The following is an 18,658-nucleotide window of genomic DNA, read 5'->3' on the forward strand; positions in this document are numbered from 1 at the left end:
AAGTATACTTAATGTTTTTCCTTTTTCTCGATTTAATAATTAGTTGATACCCTGAGTTAAGAAATGCTTGGCAAAGTAAGATTATCGAAAGAGAAATAACAGGGATTGGAAATATTCTACCGTTAACTAATGTTTCATTCACCGCGAAAAGAGGGGATAACTACGGCTTGATTTACCGGAATAGTTCAGGGGAACGCCAATCAGGGAATTAATTGTAAATTTATCGAAGGAAGCTTCTGGCGAAGAGATTGCTTTACTAGAAAATCAAAAAGGTATCCGTGATTTCTTAGACAAGAAATTTGTGAGTCAATCTATATCTCTTATTACAAACAGAATACTAGATTTCCAATTGTTACGAAATGTTAAATTATCTTGAAGGTCTCACAAAAATTTGAAAAATGACTCCTTTTTTAGCTGATTTTGTGGGAAGATAGAGTATACAAAAAATTATCACTAGTTGCGCTCAGCTATTACACAATAACTGTTGTATAATATAGCTATGAAATAAATTGAAAAGTTGGAAATAATCAATGGAAAAACAAAAACGATTAAAAACTAGTCGCTACATTACAGGGATTGATGGGCTTCGCTCATTGGCTGTGATTGGCGTTATCTTATATCATTTACTGCCTTCAACTATGAAGGGTGGATACCTAGGGGTTCCCGTGTTTTTTACGGTCTCAGGTTATTTAATTACTGACTTACTCTGCCAAGAATGGGAGCAAGATAAGCGAATCAGCATCGGCCAATTTTATGTTAGGCGGATGAAACGATTGTACCCGAGTTTAGTGTTTCTATTAGTCACTGCCTCGGCTTATATTACACTATTTCAACGGAATTTACTGGCGAATTTGCGTGAAACGGTTTTTAGTTCATTAGTCTATCTAAATAACTGGTGGCAAATTAATAATGGGCTATCCTATTTTGATCGATTTGCAAATGAGTCGCCATTTACGCATATTTGGTCATTAGCTGTTGAGGGACAGAATTATCTGATTTGGCCGGTGCTCTTTTATTTTTTAATGAAGTTTGTTAAAAGGCGTGATCGGATATTTTATTTTATTATGGCGCTTTCGGTGCTATCTGCTATTAGCATGGCCGTGCTTTATACACCGAATGTCGATCCGACAAGGGTCTATTATGGAACAGATACTCGGTTCTTTTCGATTGGCTTGGGGAGTGCGCTAGCTTTTGTCTGGCCAAGTACTCGCTTGAAAAAGGAAGTGCCGCAACAGGCTAAACGATTGATGAACTATGCAGGAATTGGTTCGTTTCTAATTCTTGTTTTGGCGTTTTTATTTCTAGATGCTCATTATAATTTTATTTATTATGGAGGCATGTTCCTTGTGAGCTTGCTCTGCGTCATTTTGGTGGCTGTGACGGCTCACCCAGGTGCGAGTATTAATCGCTGGCTGACTAATCCGGTCTTTACTTGGATTGGGAAACGGAGCTATGGGATTTATCTGTATCAGTTTCCGGTAATGATATTCTATGAGTCAAAAATTTCTAATCTAGGGGATCAAGTCGGCTTGCACACGTTGATTGAATTGGTTTTGATATTAGTCATCAGCGAGTTGTCGTATCGTTTCATCGAACGGCCTCTTGGACGCTTTGATTATGGTCATCTGATTACCAAATTCAAACAGCGTATACGGACACCACTTTTGCCCAAAGAGATAGCACTATTAACAGTTTCTGGATTGGTCTTATTGACTGCCTTAGTGGGGTGGATTATTGCTCCAAATAATACATTGACTGCTGATCAAACGAAACTGCAGCAGCAAATTTCTGATAATAAAAAAGTCGCAGAGAAAAGTAAAACAACCAATCAGGAAGCCGTTGCACCTGAAAAACTTACTAAAAAATACGAATTAACCACTGCTCAGGCAGAACAGGCCAAAGACTTGCCACTGACTTTATTCGGTGATTCACTGGCTTTAGGTGCGACAACTGACTTACAAGATGTCTTTCCAAATATCGTAGTGGAAGGTGAAGTGGGACGTCAGTTGTACGACAGCCCACCAATTATTCAGTCTTTGATAGATCAAAATCTACTGGCTGAGAATGTCTTAATCATTTTAGGAACAAATGGCTCATTTACAGAAGCGCAGATGGATGATGTTATGAAAACGATTGGGCAACGGAATGTCTACTGGGTCAATACCCACATCCCGACCAAGCGCTGGCAAAATGAAGTCAACGCGATGCTAGATAGAGCAGCTGAAAAATATGATAATTTGTTTGTAATTGACTGGTATGACTATAGCGAAGGAAATGACGAATGGTTCTACGATGATCGTGTCCATCCTAACGAAGATGGAATGGAACGCTATGTATCATTTATTTCTGCGAAGTTGTTGGAAGAGGTAGAAAAAACTAAATAGTGTACAGAAAAGCTGAGCCACAGTGATGGGCTCAGCTTTTTTTGGAATATTGGGTTAGTTTTCACTTTATATTTATCTTCGGAAATCTCTTTTGAGATGGAGCACACATTGCAATGAAATTCATCCTGATTATTGAATTCAGCCTTTCGGTACTGGATAACTTGCGGCTGGATTTTTGAGGTAGGCTTCTTTTTGTTTTCTGCTTAGGCGTTTGAAGGCGGCTTCGGCTTTTGTGGCTTCGCTTCGGGTGGCAAAGCTTTCCGCGTGGATCATTTCCAGCGGGCGGCGACTTTCTGGATGCGTGTACTTGGCACCGATTCCTTTGTTATGTTCGGTGAGTCGACGAGCTAAATCGGTGGTGTAGCCGCCATAAAACGTGTTGTCTTTGCAGTGTAAGACATAGAAGTAATGTGCATCAGCGGCCATAGAGCATCTCCTTTAACTCTGGGGTATACTCATTTTCTTGACTATAGGTAAAGAGTGGAGGAAGCACTCGGAAGCCGTTCATTCTTCCGTCTTTGATGCCTTCGATGAGTAGCGCATTAGCTTCTTTGCCAGCTTTTGGATAGACGAACTGAACTTTTTTAGGAGCAATCCGCTGTTGCTTCATCTCATCGATAATTTCTAGGAAACGATCCGGTCGATGGACCATAGCTAGATGACCGTTTGTTTTTAATAATTTAGATGAAGTCGCAATCACTTCGTGTAGAGTCGTCTGGATTTCATGACGAGCAATCGCTAAATAGGGATTTGGATTCTTTCGACTGGTGGGTAATTCCTTGAAATAGGGTGGATTACAAACGACCAAGTCAACAGAATCAGGGGCCACTTTTTGGCAGGTATCTTTCAAATCCATTTCATATAATTTGATTTGTTCTTCTAGTTGGTTAAGGCGAATACTGCGCTGCGCCATATCAGCGAGTCGAGGTTGTAATTCGACTTGGATAATTTCTGTCTTGGTTTTTCGGCTCATAAATAAGCCAACTGCACCGTTTCCTGCACAGAGATCAACAATCCGGCCTCTTTTTGGTGGCGTAGGAAAGTTAGCAAGAAGGACCGCATCGATTGAGAAAGAAAAAACCTCTTTGCTTTGGATAATTTGGATATCTTCAGCGTAAAGCTGATCGATTCTTTCGCCTTCTTTTAGCATACGAAACAATTCCTCCTTGAAAATTGATAAGAATTACTTAAAAAAATCATACTTATGTATTATACTACGTTAAGTGGGGAGAAGAAATAGGGAATCAAGCTTGCTAAAAAGTGAGTGTGTTCTTTGTTTAAGAATCCTTATTGATGTGACCAATGGCCAGGAGAGGAAGAGACTATGTTTTATAGATTTATGCGCGGCATTGTCCGTTTTGTATTGTTTGTGTTGAATGGAAATGCTCGTTATCAAAATAAGGAAAAGCTACCAACAGATGAAAATTACATTTTGGTGGCCCCTCATAGAACTTGGTGGGAGCCTTTGTATCTTGCAGTTGCAGCCGCGCCAAAACAATTTAGCTTTATGGCTAAGGAAGAATTATTTAAAAATCCGATTCTCTCATTTATTTTGAGACATGCTAATGCGTTCCCTGTAAATCGAGACAAACCGGGACCTAGTGCGATTAAGACTCCTGTTAAGCGGTTGAAATCAACGGATTTAAGCTTAATTATGTTTCCAAGTGGGACGAGACATTCATCAGAATTAAAAGGTGGTATGGCGCTAATCGCTAAAATGTCGAAAACGAAGATTGTTCCTAGTGTCTATCAAGGACCGCTAACTTTTGGCGATTTATTAAAGCGGAAACGCGTAATTGTCCGATTTGGTGAACCAATCGATATTAGCGACATCAAAAAGATGGATAAAGAAGGCTTAGCTGAAGTTGAACGCCGTACGCAAGAAGCGTTTAATCGACTAGATAAAGAAATTGATCCGAATTTTACCTACGAAGTAAAAAAATAATCGAGTAGGAAATAATGAGTTGAATAAGAGAAGGCTAGGAGCAAGCAGTTCCTGGTCTTTTTTTGATGTGGGCTGAAAAAAATGGACTCTTTTCCAAAGATTGCTCTATGCTTACCGTCCCACTAAGTACTATTTATTGGATATGAATGGTTCCAGTTTCCTTTTATCTCATATTTAAATAACAATTTTGGAATAATAGAATCATAAAACTTTGGGATTTGTTTTTCAATTTGAGCTTTTCGTCGTGTTTGAACGAAAATATGTCACGAATATCGCGAAATTTGTTATAATGGTAAGAAGCCCTTTTTTATAGGGAGACGAGAGAAGAAAAATACAACTAAACTGGTAAATAGGTTGAGGTGAAGAGCATGCGATTTTTGCATACAGCGGACTGGCACATTGGGAAAAAGCTTCATGGCTATGATTTGTTAGAGGACCAAAAGAAAAGTATGAAGGATATTTTGGCGATTGCACAAGATGAAAAAGTTGATGCGATTGTCATTGCGGGGGATTTGTATGATCGCTCAGTACCTTCTGTAGAAGCGGTGGAGGTCTTTAATCAGCAGATTATTGAGATGAATTTGGAGGCGAAGTTTCCAATTTTGGCGATCTCAGGAAATCATGATAGCAGTACGCGATTAGAGGCAGGAGCGCCGTGGTTTTCTCAAACTAATTTCCATTTGTATACACGATTAGAACAAGCTTTTACACCGATTGAGTGGGAAGATACGCAGTTTTTCTTATTGCCTTATTTTGAACCGATTGCGGCTCGTTTATATTTTGAGGATGAATCGATTCGAACCTTGCAGCAAGCGATGGAACGTGTGATTGCAGCGATGAAAGAATTATTTTCCCCGGATAAAAAACAGGTTTTAGTGAGTCATTTCTTTGTTGCAGGCAGTGAGAAGAGCGATTCAGAGACGAAAATAGAGGTCGGCGGGTTAGATGGTGTGCCTGGGAGTTTGCTGACAGATTTTGATTACGTAGCGCTAGGACATTTGCATGGCAAAGATGCCTTGCATCAAGAGAATGCCCGTTATAGTGGCTCGCCGTTGAAATTTTCACTATCGGAGCTGAACCAAGAAAAAGGCGTTTGGCTTATCGAGACAGAGCCGACCGTCTCGTACCGCTTTGTTCCATTGACGCCTTTACATGAGATGGTGGCGGTGACAGCGGAGTTCAATGAGTTGATTTCACCTGACTTTTATCAGAACATAGAGAGAGAAGATTATTTGCAGATTCGTTTATTAGATCGTGCAATTATTCCGAATATGATGAATCAATTACGGCAAATTTATCCGCATATTCTAAGTGTTGAGCGGGTAAATGGTCGTGAAGAGGGTTCGAAACGCCAAACAAATTTGCAACAGAAAAAGTTAAACCCTAGTGAATTGATTGCGACCTTTTTTGAGGAAATGACTGAGGAACAGTTGACTGATCAGCAACAGGTTTGGGTGGCTGAAGCGTTACAAAACTTAAATGAATTGGAGAGAAGAAAATAAATGCAACCGAGAAAATTGACATTAAAAAATTTCGGACCGTTTATCGATGAAAGCTTAGATTTCTCGAAGCTTTCAGATTCTTCTCTCTTTTTGATTAGTGGGAAGACCGGTTCAGGTAAAACGACTTTATTTGATGGCATGACGTATGCTTTGTTTGGTGAAACTTCTGGACGCTTACGTTTAGGAAAAGAGATGCGTTCTTCTTTTGCGCCACCGTCTGAAGAAACGGCGGTTTCCTTTTTATTCGAGCATCAGGATTTATTGTATTTGGTGGAAAGAAGACCGGAGCAGATTTTGACGAAAAAAAAGGGCGAGGGCGTCCGTACCCAAACGGCGAAAGTTTCTCTGACGATTATGGAGGCTTCTGGAAAGGAGCTACGCCAATACACAAAGAGAACTGAAGTCGATCAAACAATTAAAGAACTGCTGCATTTAGATGCGAAACAGTTTTCCCAAATCGTACTTTTACCACAAGGCGAGTTTCGCAATTTCTTAGTAGCTAACAGTAATGAAAAAGAAGCGGTATTAAGGAATTTATTTGGCACACAGCTGTACCAGACGATTAATGAATGGTTGAAGAGTCGCTTGAAAAAGCAGCAAGAGCAGTTGGATCATTTGTTTATCGAGACGGATCATTTACGGCAACAGTTTATTTGGCAGGGTGAGCCGGTTGAAGCAGTTTCTACACAGGAATTGATGACTAATTGGGCAACAGATTTAGCGCTTCAAGAGGATGAAGTGAAGCTGGTTAATACACAGTTTGAGGCGTTGCAGAAACAGCAGGAGTCGGCGGAAAGAACGTATTATCAATCGAAGGAATTGATGGATGCGTTTGAACAGTTGGCAGTGGTGCAAGAGCAGCAACTGAAAAATCAAGCGAAGCAACCAGAGGTAGCTGAACTGAAACAGCGCGAGCAGGCGTTACGCTGGGCAGAGAAACAACAGGGGCTTGTGGAAAAACAAGAAACAGCTCGTAAACAGCTGGTAAAAATCACGAGTCAAAAAGAGCAAGTATTGAAAACACAGAGTGAATGTGTGCAGGCTTTCTCGATTTGGGAAGAGCAAAAGGAAGCGGCTGTTGCGTGGGCTGAGCGATTGAAGAACGCGCAAGAACGCGTGCAGAAGGTCCAATTTTTATTGCCGATTGCTAAAGAATACGAAGCGTTACTTACCAGTCAAAAGGAACAGGAAAAGGCGCTAGAAGAGTTGACGACACAGAGTCAGCAACTGGAAGAGGCCAAACAGACGAACGAAAAAGAGCGAGATCAGTTAGCACTCATTAGTAAAGAACGTGAATCGTGGCAGGAAGAGAAGCTGTCATTATATGAAACGGATCAGTTATTTACAACTTTTCAACAAGCTGAGGATTCACACAAAGAGGAACGCGCTAAATACGACGTCTTAGTTGAAAAGAACGCGCAAGGAGCCCAACAGCTAGAACTATTTACTGCGCAGGTACAGGAAAAAACACAGGAGTTAGCGACCGTTAAAAGTCAGTGGGCAAAGATGCAGATTGCGCGTTTGAGTTTATTGTTAGTTCCTGGCGAGCCTTGTCCAGTATGCGGGGCAACAGAGCACCCAACTGGCACAGCTGAACATCAGACGTATTCGGCTGAAATGATTAATGAGAATGAAGAAGAGCTTGCTTTGGCCGAAGAGAATTTGTTGCAAGCACAGCAGAGAGTGCAACAACAAGAAGCGCAACAGCAGCAGAATTCATTATTAATTCAGGCTAGTCAAGCGCAACAAGAGCAATTATTGAAACAGGTAGAGGCATGTGAACAGAAGCTTTGCGAACAGATTCAAGCGAGCTATGCTTTAACACCTGAATTATTGACAGCTTTTGCGGATCAGTCATATGCTGATATTTTGACTCAATTGACGACGATGCATCAGGAGCAAGGGCTGAAAATTCATCAGGCAGAGCAACAGATGCTAGAAATTGATGAGACCTTGGAACGTGTGAAGTCAGAGCAGATTGTGGTGGAACAGAGTCTAGCGGAGAAGAAAAATAAATTGGGTGAGCTCTCCGGACAGATGCAGTCGATTGCTAAGCAAATGGGCCAAGAATCATTGCCACAACTAGAAGAAGAACAGGCCCGTTTAACAGCAGAGATGGAGCAATTAGCGGCACAAATAGCTACTCATGACAAGGAAGGCATACAGTTGCGCGAGGATTTGTTGAGAATTAAGGAACAGGTTCATAGCCTTGAAGAACAACAAGCTGAACAGAAAAAAGCGGTAGCGACAAATCAACAGGTGTTGGAAGAAGTGATTGCTGATACTTCTTTTGTTGAAACACTGGAAGACGTAAATGGCTTATTAGCAGAGGTTGGGCAGCTAGAGAGCATGCAACAAATGATTCAGGAGTATGAGCAAGAGGTCGTAGTCTTGAAGAGTCGCTGCCAAACGTTGAAAGACAAAATTGGTGAGCAGGAACGACCAGATTTAACCGCTATTCAACTGATTTGGGAAGAGAAGAAGCAGCAAATGCTTGCCTGCAAAGAAGAAGTGGTGCAGAAATCAGAGCAGGTGCAGAGAAATCAAAGCTATCTCAAACAGTTGACTGATCTGTATCAGAAGAGTCAAGCGCAGCTGGATGAGATTAGCTCATTCCAACAGTTATCACAAACACTTAATGGCGAAAATACCTTCAAGATTAGTTTGGAACGTTATGTATTACAGGCCTATTTGGAAGAAGTTTTAGTAGTCGCGAATCAGCGTTTAGGTCGATTGACCAAAAATCGTTACCAGTTTGAACTTTCCGATGGGGTAGGTAGTTACCGTAGTAAGACCGGTTTAGAAATTAATGTTTACGATGATAATGCTGGGACAACGCGGAGTGCGCATACGTTATCTGGTGGTGAGAGTTTTATTGCAGCTCTGGCTCTGGCCCTCTCTTTAGCAGAGGTTATTCAAAGTCAAGCAGGCGGCATTACAATAGAAGCATTATTTATTGATGAAGGATTTGGCTCGTTAGATGAAGAGTCATTAGAGATGGCTATGGAGGCGTTAGAAACGATTGAAAATGAAGGAAGAATGATTGGGATTATTAGTCATGTGCGGGAACTTAAGGAACGCATTTTGCAACAAGTATTGGTAAAAAGTACGGGTACTGGCCAAAGTACAATTGATTATCAACTAGCTGAGTGAGAAGGGAGGGATTCAGATGAAATGGAGTATACCGGAAAAAGTAATTGAGCGAGGTCGAACTTATTTAAATGAGGGGCGTGTTTTATCAGTGACCCCTGATTTCGATCAGAAGGTATGGCATGCGGAGGTTTTAGGTACCGAATTATATTTGGTTGATTTGGATGGCACCTCTAAAGAAAATGATTTGTGTCAATGTCCTTATTGGCAAGACCATCAATATTGTAAACATACGATTGCGGTGGAACTTTATCTAAGAAAACAAACAATTTCACGTGTGATGAAGGATCGCCAAGTGATGCCTGAAACCAATCGTGTCTCAACTTCTTCGATGTTCACCAAGGGTTTTGCTCGCTTACAGGAGCCGAAAAAAAGAACGGATATGACCCCGTTATTTGCCGAGTTCACGGTTGAGTCGATTGAGACTAATCAATATCATCCTGAATTCTCTGTATTGGGAATTGCCGTGAGAATTGGTTATGCGACAGGCAAGAAACGTAGTTATGTCGTGAAAAATATTTATGAATTTCTACAGGCGGTGGAAGAAGAGGGCGAGTATACCGTCAATAAGCAGTATGCTTTTTCGTTGGTGAAACGAGCGTTTGACTTAGAGCAATGGCTCTTGTTGAAGGAACTTTCAGCGATGGCTCAAACGCAACAATTATTGGGCACGACGGGGCTTTCAGTTAAAGGGAAATTAGATAAGCGCTATTTACTTTTACCTGTCCAACGTGGCAAAGAATTGCTTGAGCGGATGGCAGAAGTGAATGAGTTGAAGTTAGTAATTGGCGACGATACGTATAAACAAATCCAATTTACGACAGATGATTTACCTTTAGAATTGGTAGTTGAGAAAACAGAAGATGCGTTTGAGTTACAGGTGACACAGACTTTTGAGCACTTTTTCAGTTATTATCATTGGGGCATGATTGCTGGTAAATTCTACGTTTTAACATCTGAACAACAAGCAATTTATACCACGTTAGAGCAATTATTAAAACGACTGAAAGAACCAGCTGTCGCGTATCAACGCCACGAGCTATCTCAATTATTTAGAGAAGTTTTACCTGTCTTGAAAAAAATAGGACGTATCGAAGTCCAAGAATCGGTGACAGCTGAGGTCAGCGATACACCGGTGCAAGCGGTAATGTACTTCCGAAAAGTGAAGGGCATGATTCAGGTACGCGTTGATTTCATCTATGGCGATGTAGTGTATTCCACCGATAAAAAGCATCAGGTACTACCTGAGGGACGTAAAGAGGTCTTGCGGGAGACCGTTCGAGAAGAGCAAATTCTTTCCTTGCTTCCTTTATATAGCTATAAAAAGAATGCGACTGGTTTTGAAAAAAATCTGCCAGCTGGTGAACGCTTATATGCTTTCTTCACGACAGAATTAATGGTTTATCGAAGACATGCAGAAGTGAAAGTCGGTAAAAAATTACGCGAATTATATCTTGATGCGCAACATTATCAACCGCAAATTGAAGTCAAGGATGATGGTTCGTGGCTAGATGTTCGCTTTGATGTGACGGGGATTGAAGAGCAGGAGATTGATGCGGTCTTACAGAGCTTGCTGAATAATGATCGTTTTTACACCTTAGAGAATGGGCAAGTGCTGTCGTTTGATTCTGAGGAATTTCAACAAACGAGTTCTATGCTCTCACAATTGAGAGAGAAAATCTATTCTGATAATGGGCGCATCCAGGTTCCTCGAAATCAAGGATTAGTTATCCAAGATAAATTGAAGGGATCTCGGACACATTTTAGTGCCTCATTTGATAAGATGGTGACGGATTTAATTCATCCGGAGGAATTTTCTGCGACGTTGCCTAAGGGCCTCAATGCAACCCTTCGAGAGTACCAAGTGACCGGCTTTAAATGGTTGAAGATGCTGAGTCATTATCAATTTGGCGGCATTTTAGCTGATGAGATGGGGTTGGGTAAAACAATCCAAATGATTACCTATTTACTCTCTGAAAAAGAGGAAAATGGGGCTATCTCGGCTCTAATCGTTGCGCCGGCTAGTTTAATTTATAATTGGCAGGCTGAAATCAAAAAGTTTGCGCCAAGTTTGACCTCAGTTGTAGTAGGTGGCAATCGCAATGAGCGCGAAGCGTTATTGCAGACACCCGTGGATATCCGCATCACGTCTTATGCGAGTTTGCGTCAAGACGAGGACTTGTATCAAAAAGAGCAAGTTGGCTATCTTGTGTTGGATGAAGCTCAAATGGTTAAAAATAGTGCAACGAAGACAGCGCAAGCGTTAAGAAAATTACAGGCACCGCAACGTTTTGCTCTGAGTGGGACACCGATTGAGAATAATTTAGAAGAATTGTGGTCATTATTTCAAACGATTATGCCAGGATTCTTCCCAGGGAAAAGTAAATTCCGCGAGCTGACAGTAGCTGATATTTCGCAGATGATTAAACCATTTATCCTGCGACGGGATAAAACAACGGTCTTGAAAGACTTGCCTGAGAAGATTGAATCTAATCTGTATAGTGTTTTGACTGAGGAGCAGAAGAAGGTTTATCTAGCTTACTTGCGTCAAATGAGAGAGCAGGTTAATTCGATGGATGCTGCTACATTCAAGAAGAACCGTATCAGTATTTTAGCGGGGCTGACTCGTTTGCGTCAAATTTGTTGCGATCCACGTCTATTTATCGATGATTATGTGGGCGGCTCTGGTAAATTGGCACAGGTTAAAGAGATGGTGATTGCGGCGAAAGAAAATAATCGCCGGGTCTTACTCTTTTCACAATTTACTAGCATGCTCTCGATTATTGAAGAGGAATTAGCTGAGTTAGGCATCACTTCGTTCTATTTAAGAGGGAGCACTAAACCTCAGGATCGAATTACCATGGTTGATGCGTTTAACGAAGGGGAAAAAGATATCTTTTTAATCTCCCTAAAAGCTGGTGGTACTGGACTGAACTTAACAGGTGCAGATACCGTCATTCTCTATGACTTGTGGTGGAATCCAGCCGTGGAACAACAAGCCGCTGGGCGGGCTCACCGGATTGGTCAGAAAAATGTCGTGGAGGTTTGGCGAATGATTGCTGAAGGGACCATTGAAGAACGAATGGATTCTCTACAACAAGAAAAACGCGAACTTTTCCAAAAAGTTATTCAAGGAAATGATGAACAATTAAGTAAATTAACAGAAGAAGATATTCGCTTGATTTTGAGTATTGGCGATAGTTAATAGAAAAGAAACGACGACTTGAAGTAAAAAGTCGTCGTTTCTTTCTATTGTTGACTAACTATAACTGATAGGTAGCTACGCTGAGTTGGCGCGGCAAGGGATCAGACATAAAGCTAAGTAATAGGGCGCAATGACTGGTCTTAGTTGTCAGCCATTCATGTTATAAAGCCACGATAATTCGCAAGCTAAAAGAGTGCTTGAATAGTTTCAAGTAATTGTTCGAATGAGGTAATCTCCCAATCAAAAAGTGGGGTTGAACCTGCGGGGATTGCTCGATTTCTATGATTAAACCAAAGCGCGTGCCAGTCACTATTTTTTGAACCAACCACATCATTTTCGAAGCTATCGCCGACATACAAAGTAGTTTCTGGTGAGAAGCCGAATGTTTTTTCAGCTAATTTAAAGATTTCGACTTCTGGCTTTTGAAAGCCTGTTGCCTGAGAGATAATCACGCGATCACTAGCCACCCAGTCTTCGAGACGCAGCTGTTTGACCTTCTTATATTGATGATCAGTAGGGCCGTTTGTGATAATTCCGATGGGGATTTGCTTTTCTTGCAAATAATTCAGTGTTCTTCTGACTTCTTCATGCATGCAAATATTGGCTAACTCATCTTCATAGACTTTTTGAAAAAGAAGGCCATCTGCCTCAGTAATGAGTGGGTAATCTAAATCGAGTAAGGATTGGCTAATGCGCTGAGCTCGCATGTATTCAAGTGTCCATTCGTTTGCCATGACTTTTGGGAAATTTTCGTCACTATGGTAGCGAAAACGAATATAAAGTGCCGCCATATCTTCTTCAGTTACTGCAGGAATTACTCGCTTAACCGCGTTTCTAAAGGGTTGCTGTTGGTCATAAATTGTATCATCTACGTCAAAGACAATTGCTTCTATCAAAAATAGTCCACGCCTTTCAAAATTTTCATTTGTTTCCAAAGTAAAATCCTCATTCATTGTAGACGATATAGACAGAGAAAAAAAGGGGAGAAATGCTGATATATAAAGGTTTTTTCTACCTATTTTCGATGAACCTTGATAGAATAAGCAAAGCTAGATTTCAGTTTTTTTCACCGAAAAAGAAAAAGTTATCATTTTTTCAGAAAAAATCAAAAAAACTTTGAGGAGCAGCTGTGGTGAAAAACAATATGGTATACTAGGGATTGTTTGAATTTTATTTATAAAGAACAGTGGAGGAAAATAGATGTTAAAACGATTTTTTAGTTATTACAGACCGTATAAAAGCCTGTTTATATTAGATTTTTCATGTGCCGTACTAGCTGGTTTGCTGGAGCTAGCTTTTCCGATAGTAGTGAATCAAGTGATTGATAAAATTATGCCAAAAGGCGATTTTCGCCTGATTGCCTGGGTGTGTATTGGCTTGTTATTGTTTTATGTGATTAATACTGCCTTGCAATATATTGTCGTCTTTTTTGGTCACAAATTAGGAGTGAATATCGAAACGGACATGCGCAGAGAGTTGTTTCAGCATCTACAAACGCAGTCTTTCGATTACTACGATAATCAGAAGACAGGTAAATTAATTAGTCGCCTCACGACGGATTTATTTGAAATTTCGGAAGTTTCGCATCATGGGCCAGAAGATGTTTTTATCACGGTCATGACCTTATTGGGTTCATTTCTATTGATGCTGAATATTCACGTGAAGCTGGCGATTGCAACCTTTATTTTATTGCCATTTATCACGATTGCACTGGTCTTCTTTAATAAAAAAATGACTAAGGTGAACACCAAGATTTATGATAATTTAGGGGAGTTTAATGCAGGGGTAGAAGCTTCGGTCAGCGGAATTCGAGTGACTCAATCCTTCTCTAATGAAGCCTTCGAAAATCGTCGTTTTGAAGGATTGAACCAAGCTTATCGCCAATCGAAGATTTTATTTTACAAAGTGATGGCAGTTAGCTCCTCATACAATTATTTTTTAATTCGTTTAATTAACTTATTCGCACTGATTTTTGGTGCTTATTATACAATTAATGGGGAAATTACTAATGGGGAATTTGTCGGCTTCATCCTATTATCAAACGTCTTTATTCGGCCAATTGAAAAGGTCAACAATATGATTGAAAGCTATCCTAAAGGGATTGCTGGCTTTAAACGTTTGACTGAGGAGCTAGATAAAAAGCCGGCAATTGAGGATCGGCCAGGGGCTCGTGTGGTCACAAATTTGGAGGGGAACATTTCCTATCAAGATGTTTCGTTTGCCTATAGTGAACGGACGAAAGTTTTGGATCATATTAATTTAGAGATTCAGCCAGGAGAAACAGTGGCATTTGTGGGTCAAAGTGGTTCTGGAAAAACGACATTATGTAATTTGCTCCCGCGTTTTTATGAAGTAACTGACGGGGCGATTATGATTGACGGTCTAAATATTCAAGAGATGACGTTGGCGTCTCTACGTAGTCAAATTGGTATTGTACAACAGGATGTCTTCTTATTTCCAGGCACGATTAGAGAGAATATTGCCTATGGAAAATTAGATGCGAGTGAGGAAGAAATTCGTCAAGCAGTGAAGCTCGCTCATTTAGAAAAAGTGATTGAGCAAATGTCAGATGGCTTAGATACGGTCATTGGTGAGCGCGGAGTGAAACTTTCAGGCGGACAAAAACAACGAGTGGCGATCGCTCGGATGTTTCTGAAAAATCCACCGATATTAATTCTAGATGAAGCGACTTCGGCATTAGACACGGAGACTGAACAAGTCATTCAAGAATCGCTTAATTCATTGGCTAGTGGCCGGACGACTTTAATTATCGCGCATCGATTGGCAACGATTAAACACGCGACGCGAATCATTGTTGTGAGTGAAGAGGGAATCTTGGAAGAAGGTACCCACGATCAATTAATGGCGGCTGAAGGGCACTATCGAGCGTTATATGAGGCGCAATTTAGAAAATAAAAGAATTCAATAATGGTATAAATGACGATTGCGATAGGAGCTGTTGCTAAGTCATCGTTTCGTTGAAAAAGAGCATGACAAGTTTTGTCAGAGCTCTTTTTTTCTATTCTGATTAGTTAGTCTAGAGGGCTATGCGAAAAAGAGAGATTCTAGCATAATTCCTTAAAAACTGATTAGTTTTTAACGGAAAAATCTTCTGTCTTCAATGGAAAATTGGTAGGGAAAAAATTCTATTTACCTAAAATTTAATCGAAAATAAAAGAGAAAATAGGGTGTCGTAACTTCTTTAAATAACGGGAATTTATTTTGTTTTTTTGAGAAAATTATTCCTAATCATGAGGAAAGAAAATCAAGTGGATTTTGTAGTGGTTCCCATCTATAAATTCTTTTTTTATTAAAAGAAGATAGCTTTTTTGATTATAGAAGGAAAATAAAAAAACAAGAAGTGTAAAATAATAGAAAGAAAACGGGCTAAACAGGGGAATAAGTAGTACAGATTTCCAACCTGTTTCATGTATTTTTTTGGATTTTCTGGTTTATTTGAATATTCTCATTTTCACAAAGTATCTTTCGAAAAAAGATTGATTTTATAGTGAAAACTTTTTAAAGAACATTCATTTTTTTTGTGTTTATTAGAGAATTGGGTAGCATTTTATATAAGTATTCGTTATAATAAGCACAGATAGAAGAATGAGCTCTGCTTCTGTTCCAAAACTGTGACTCTGTTCACAAAAAGGAGTGATGCACGTTGTTAACACTTTTTACTTCCCCAAGTTGTACCTCTTGTCGTAAAGCTCGTGCGTGGTTGCAAGAACATGAGATTCCTTTCGTAGAGAGAAATATTTTTTCTGAACCTTTAAATATTTCTGAACTAAAGGATATTTTACAAATGACTGAAGATGGTACTGAGGAAATCATTTCGACACGTTCGAAAGTTTTCCAAAAGCTAAACATGGATTTGGACGAATTGTCCCTACAAGATTTATTAACGCTTGTACAAGGAAATCCAGGGTTGTTACGTCGTCCAATCATGATTGATGAAAAACGTCTGCAAGTTGGTTTTAATGAGGATGAAATTCGTCGTTTCTTACCACGTGATGTTCGCCAATTAGAATTACGTCAAGCGCAACTGATGGCAGGATTATAAAAAATTGTACGATCAACATATAGGCAGTACCAACAACAAATAACTTATAGGTAGGCTGAGGCAGGTTTCTTGCTTCGGCCTATTTTTTTTTTGAGCAAAAAATAATCGCACGTTGTCCAAACAAATCAGCAGTTGAACGTATCTGGATTGTTAAAGGATATAGAGAGTCCGTTAAATCCAGCGCATATTTCCTGAATATGAATAATTGTCTACTTTTTTTGTAAATATCTGTGAGGATAGAAGTTTTTCCTTTACTTTTAAAGTGTTTCAGCTACAATGTACGTATATACCTATTACTAGGTAGAAGTGAGGTGTAGCTAATATGGAAATGGAACATATTAATGAAAATACTATTCGAGTATTGATTGGCAATGAAGATTTAGCTGCTAGGGGAATCACTTTTTTGGATTTATTAGGTAACCATAAAGAAATAGAAAATTTCTTTTATAGCATTTTAGAAGAAGTCGACGTGGAAGATGAATTTCAAGGAAGCGAAGCGGTGACGTTTCAAGTACTTCCCAAGGGTGATGGACTTGAGCTATTTATTAGTAAGAGTTTATCTGCTGAGGAATTATCTCAACTTGACGACATGCAGGGTTCTAATGTTGATGAAATTAGTGAATTTATACGAGCGCAGGTTTCTGATGATGACGCAGATGACTTAGGCCTGAAATCTGAATTTGAGAGTGCCTTCCAAAGCGTTATTTTTGTGCTCGATGACTTTGAGCAAATGATTGCTTTAGCCAATGAGACTTATTTAGAATCAGCTTGGTCAAACCTTTATCGGTTAAATGATTCCTATTATTTACAAGTGAATTTTCTGATGGATGATCTATCGAAGCACGACGTGGAGGATCAAATTGCCCAATTGTTGGAATTTGCCAAATTATCGCCAGTGACTGAAGAAGTTTTAGCTGAACATGGTGAATTAGTGATGGAACGAAATGCGTTAGAATTGACTCGTTTCTACTTTAAATAAAGTTAAATTCCCATAAATAATAGTTTAAGCAACTCAAATGCCCTGATGTAGGGGTCTTTGAGTTGTTTTTTTTGAGTTGCTTGATGTGTTTAAGGCTCTTAACGAAGTCTCAAAGGACCAGAATCTATTGTCCAATTGGTTTTGAGCAGATTAGTCGTCAAAGTTGTGAAATAAATAGATTCAAAAAAGATTCAAAAAAATAAGTTCAAGAAGATAAGTTCAAAAGAATAGATAAGTTCAAAAAAATTGGAATAATTCTGGCGTATCTTGCTTATGAGGGGATAAGGAGATGAGCAGATGTTAGTCGCTAAATGGCAGAGGCAATTGGTTTATGCGGCGGATGTAGCGTCGGGGCGTGTAGTAATTAGTCGTGAGGAGCTGCGTTGTCCGTCTTGCAATAAGCCAGTTATTCTGAAAAAAGGAGACTTAAAGTCAGCACATTTTGCTCACCAGAAACATTCGGGCTGTCAGCCGTTTAGTGAGGGAGAAACAGTGGAGCATAACACGCTAAAAAAGACTTTATTTGACTGGTCTGATCAACAGTTTGCTTTAGAAAGCTATTTGCCCAATCTCCATCAACGACCGGATTTATTGTCAGCGCATCTCGCTATCGAAATTCAATGTTCTTTTTTGGCGCAAAAGCGCATGATTGAACGGACAACAAACTACGTTGCGCATGACTATCAAGTATGGTGGCTACTGGGAGAAAAGTTAGCTCCTAAATCGCACAAAAAACTAACGCGGCTACAGCGGACTTTTTGTGGGTATCATTCCCAATGGGGCTGTTACTTCTGGTGTTTAGATTCGGAGACTAGAGAAATAACCTTGTGCTACCAAGTGATTGAGTACCCCAATGGGCGTCTAACATTTCAAAAGAAGCGCTGGACGTTTAAGCAAGAATCGTTAGCTGCTATCTATTCTGTGACTACCTCGGTTACAACAAAACAGGTTAGAGGACAGACAACCTCTGCTGAACGAAAGTACTTTTGGGGAAACTATCAACGCATCATTCAACAAGGGATTCTGAGACAAGAAACGCAGATTATCAAACTTCAAAAAGAGTGTTACCGTAGGCGAAAGAACTTACAAACCCTCACACAATGGATGTATCGGCCAAGTGCTTATTATCTTTTCTATGGCGTTCGGCTTTTGGCTTGTCGTTTGTGTTTTGAAGAGTTAGTTAAACAACGACGTCGACTCTCTAAAAATGAAGCCAATGAGCTGTATAAAATATGGTGTAGACAAACGACCATGAAGTGGTTGTTTCCTTTAATTTCGCAACAAAAAATACAAAAATTACTTTTTCTTGAATGCATTCAGTTGACGCAGGTGACGATTGTCAGAAATTTCGGAAAATAACGAATAAATCAAGTCTGAAATAGTCAAACTTTTTCTAACTATGATAAAATAGGAGTAGATTAAATGAAGGA

At 39.8% G+C, this 18,658-nt stretch carries 12 protein-coding genes; 9 read left to right on the forward strand and 3 right to left on the reverse strand.

All coding sequences use genetic code 11. The features are described from left to right. Window positions 1-530 precede the first annotated feature (530 nt). Window positions 531-2,384 (forward strand): acyltransferase family protein, encoded by a 1,854-nt coding sequence (locus BAU15_RS10740; protein WP_161842744.1) that lies wholly within the window; start codon window positions 531-533, stop codon window positions 2,382-2,384. A 138-nt stretch (window positions 2,385-2,522) separates the two neighbouring features. On the opposite strand, the gene BAU15_RS10745 is transcribed toward BAU15_RS10740, so the two are convergent. After that, entirely contained in the window at window positions 2,523-2,810 is a 288-nt protein-coding gene (locus BAU15_RS10745; protein ID WP_161842745.1) for a GIY-YIG nuclease family protein, read from the reverse strand. Further along, a complete protein-coding gene (locus tag BAU15_RS10750; RefSeq protein ID WP_161842746.1) occupies window positions 2,800-3,534 on the reverse strand; it encodes a tRNA1(Val) (adenine(37)-N6)-methyltransferase in 735 nt (244 codons plus the stop codon). The genes BAU15_RS10745 and BAU15_RS10750 overlap by 11 nt, the downstream gene beginning before the upstream one ends. Window positions 3,535-3,708: 174 nt before the next feature. Between BAU15_RS10750 and BAU15_RS10755 the strand changes: the two genes are divergently transcribed. From BAU15_RS10755 to BAU15_RS10770, 4 genes are all read left to right on the forward strand, one after another. Next, a complete protein-coding gene (locus BAU15_RS10755; RefSeq protein ID WP_161842747.1) occupies window positions 3,709-4,329 on the forward strand; it encodes a lysophospholipid acyltransferase family protein in 621 nt (206 codons plus the stop codon). 368 nt (window positions 4,330-4,697) lie between these two features. Further along, window positions 4,698-5,831 carry an exonuclease SbcCD subunit D gene (locus BAU15_RS10760; protein ID WP_161842748.1) on the forward strand — a complete coding sequence of 378 codons (1,134 nt, stop codon included), beginning with the start codon at window positions 4,698-4,700 and terminating at the stop codon, window positions 5,829-5,831. Then, complete coding sequence (locus BAU15_RS10765) at window positions 5,832-8,984, forward strand: AAA family ATPase (protein ID WP_161842749.1); 3,153 nt, start codon at window positions 5,832-5,834, stop codon at window positions 8,982-8,984. A 16-nt stretch (window positions 8,985-9,000) separates the two neighbouring features. Further along, window positions 9,001-12,186, forward strand: a complete 3,186-nt coding sequence (locus tag BAU15_RS10770) for a DEAD/DEAH box helicase (protein WP_161842750.1) — start codon at window positions 9,001-9,003, stop codon at window positions 12,184-12,186. A gap of 185 nt (window positions 12,187-12,371) precedes the next feature. Here BAU15_RS10770 and BAU15_RS10775 read toward each other — a convergent pair whose 3' ends face one another. Beyond that, window positions 12,372-13,082: an HAD family hydrolase gene (locus BAU15_RS10775; RefSeq protein ID WP_161842811.1), complete on the reverse strand. Its 711-nt coding sequence runs from the start codon at window positions 13,080-13,082 to the stop codon at window positions 12,372-12,374. A gap of 304 nt (window positions 13,083-13,386) precedes the next feature. Here BAU15_RS10775 and BAU15_RS10780 point away from each other — a divergent pair, with 304 nt between their 5' ends. The 4 genes from BAU15_RS10780 to BAU15_RS10795 all read left to right on the forward strand — a co-directional run bounded on the left by BAU15_RS10780 (window position 13,387) and on the right by BAU15_RS10795 (window position 18,587). After that, on the forward strand, window positions 13,387-15,102 hold the full coding sequence (locus BAU15_RS10780; protein WP_161842751.1) for an ABC transporter ATP-binding protein: 1,716 nt from the start codon (window positions 13,387-13,389) through the stop codon (window positions 15,100-15,102). 748 nt (window positions 15,103-15,850) lie between these two features. Then, window positions 15,851-16,249, forward strand: coding sequence for a transcriptional regulator SpxA (gene spxA, locus BAU15_RS10785; RefSeq protein WP_161842752.1), 399 nt, complete (start codon window positions 15,851-15,853; stop codon window positions 16,247-16,249). Window positions 16,250-16,571: 322 nt separating this feature from the next. Beyond that, on the forward strand, window positions 16,572-17,228 hold the full coding sequence (locus tag BAU15_RS10790; RefSeq protein ID WP_161842753.1) for an adaptor protein MecA: 657 nt from the start codon (window positions 16,572-16,574) through the stop codon (window positions 17,226-17,228). Between the two features lie 297 nt (window positions 17,229-17,525). Continuing rightward, window positions 17,526-18,587, forward strand: a complete 1,062-nt coding sequence (locus BAU15_RS10795; protein ID WP_161842754.1) for a competence protein CoiA — start codon at window positions 17,526-17,528, stop codon at window positions 18,585-18,587. Window positions 18,588-18,658: the final 71 nt, after the last annotated feature.

The sequence above is a fragment of the Candidatus Enterococcus huntleyi genome (genome assembly GCF_009933175.1).
GTDB lineage: Bacteria > Bacillota > Bacilli > Lactobacillales > Enterococcaceae > Enterococcus_K > Enterococcus_K huntleyi.

Bases quoted from the DNA above. Each gene is read 5' to 3' on its own strand.
- BAU15_RS10740 (WP_161842744.1), top strand. From the start codon at position 531: ATGGAAAAACAAAAACGATTAAAAACTAGTCGCTACATTACAGGGATT.
- BAU15_RS10790 (WP_161842753.1), top strand. From the start codon at position 16,572: ATGGAAATGGAACATATTAATGAAAATACTATTCGAGTATTGATTGGC.
- BAU15_RS10765 (WP_161842749.1), top strand. From the start codon at position 5,832: ATGCAACCGAGAAAATTGACATTAAAAAATTTCGGACCGTTTATCGAT.
- BAU15_RS10755 (WP_161842747.1), top strand. From the start codon at position 3,709: ATGTTTTATAGATTTATGCGCGGCATTGTCCGTTTTGTATTGTTTGTG.
- BAU15_RS10750 (WP_161842746.1), bottom strand. From the start codon at position 3,534: ATGCTAAAAGAAGGCGAAAGAATCGATCAGCTTTACGCTGAAGATATC.
- BAU15_RS10795 (WP_161842754.1), top strand. From the start codon at position 17,526: ATGTTAGTCGCTAAATGGCAGAGGCAATTGGTTTATGCGGCGGATGTA.
- BAU15_RS10780 (WP_161842751.1), top strand. From the start codon at position 13,387: ATGTTAAAACGATTTTTTAGTTATTACAGACCGTATAAAAGCCTGTTT.
- BAU15_RS10760 (WP_161842748.1), top strand. From the start codon at position 4,698: ATGCGATTTTTGCATACAGCGGACTGGCACATTGGGAAAAAGCTTCAT.
- BAU15_RS10770 (WP_161842750.1), top strand. From the start codon at position 9,001: ATGAAATGGAGTATACCGGAAAAAGTAATTGAGCGAGGTCGAACTTAT.
- BAU15_RS10745 (WP_161842745.1), bottom strand. From the start codon at position 2,810: ATGGCCGCTGATGCACATTACTTCTATGTCTTACACTGCAAAGACAAC.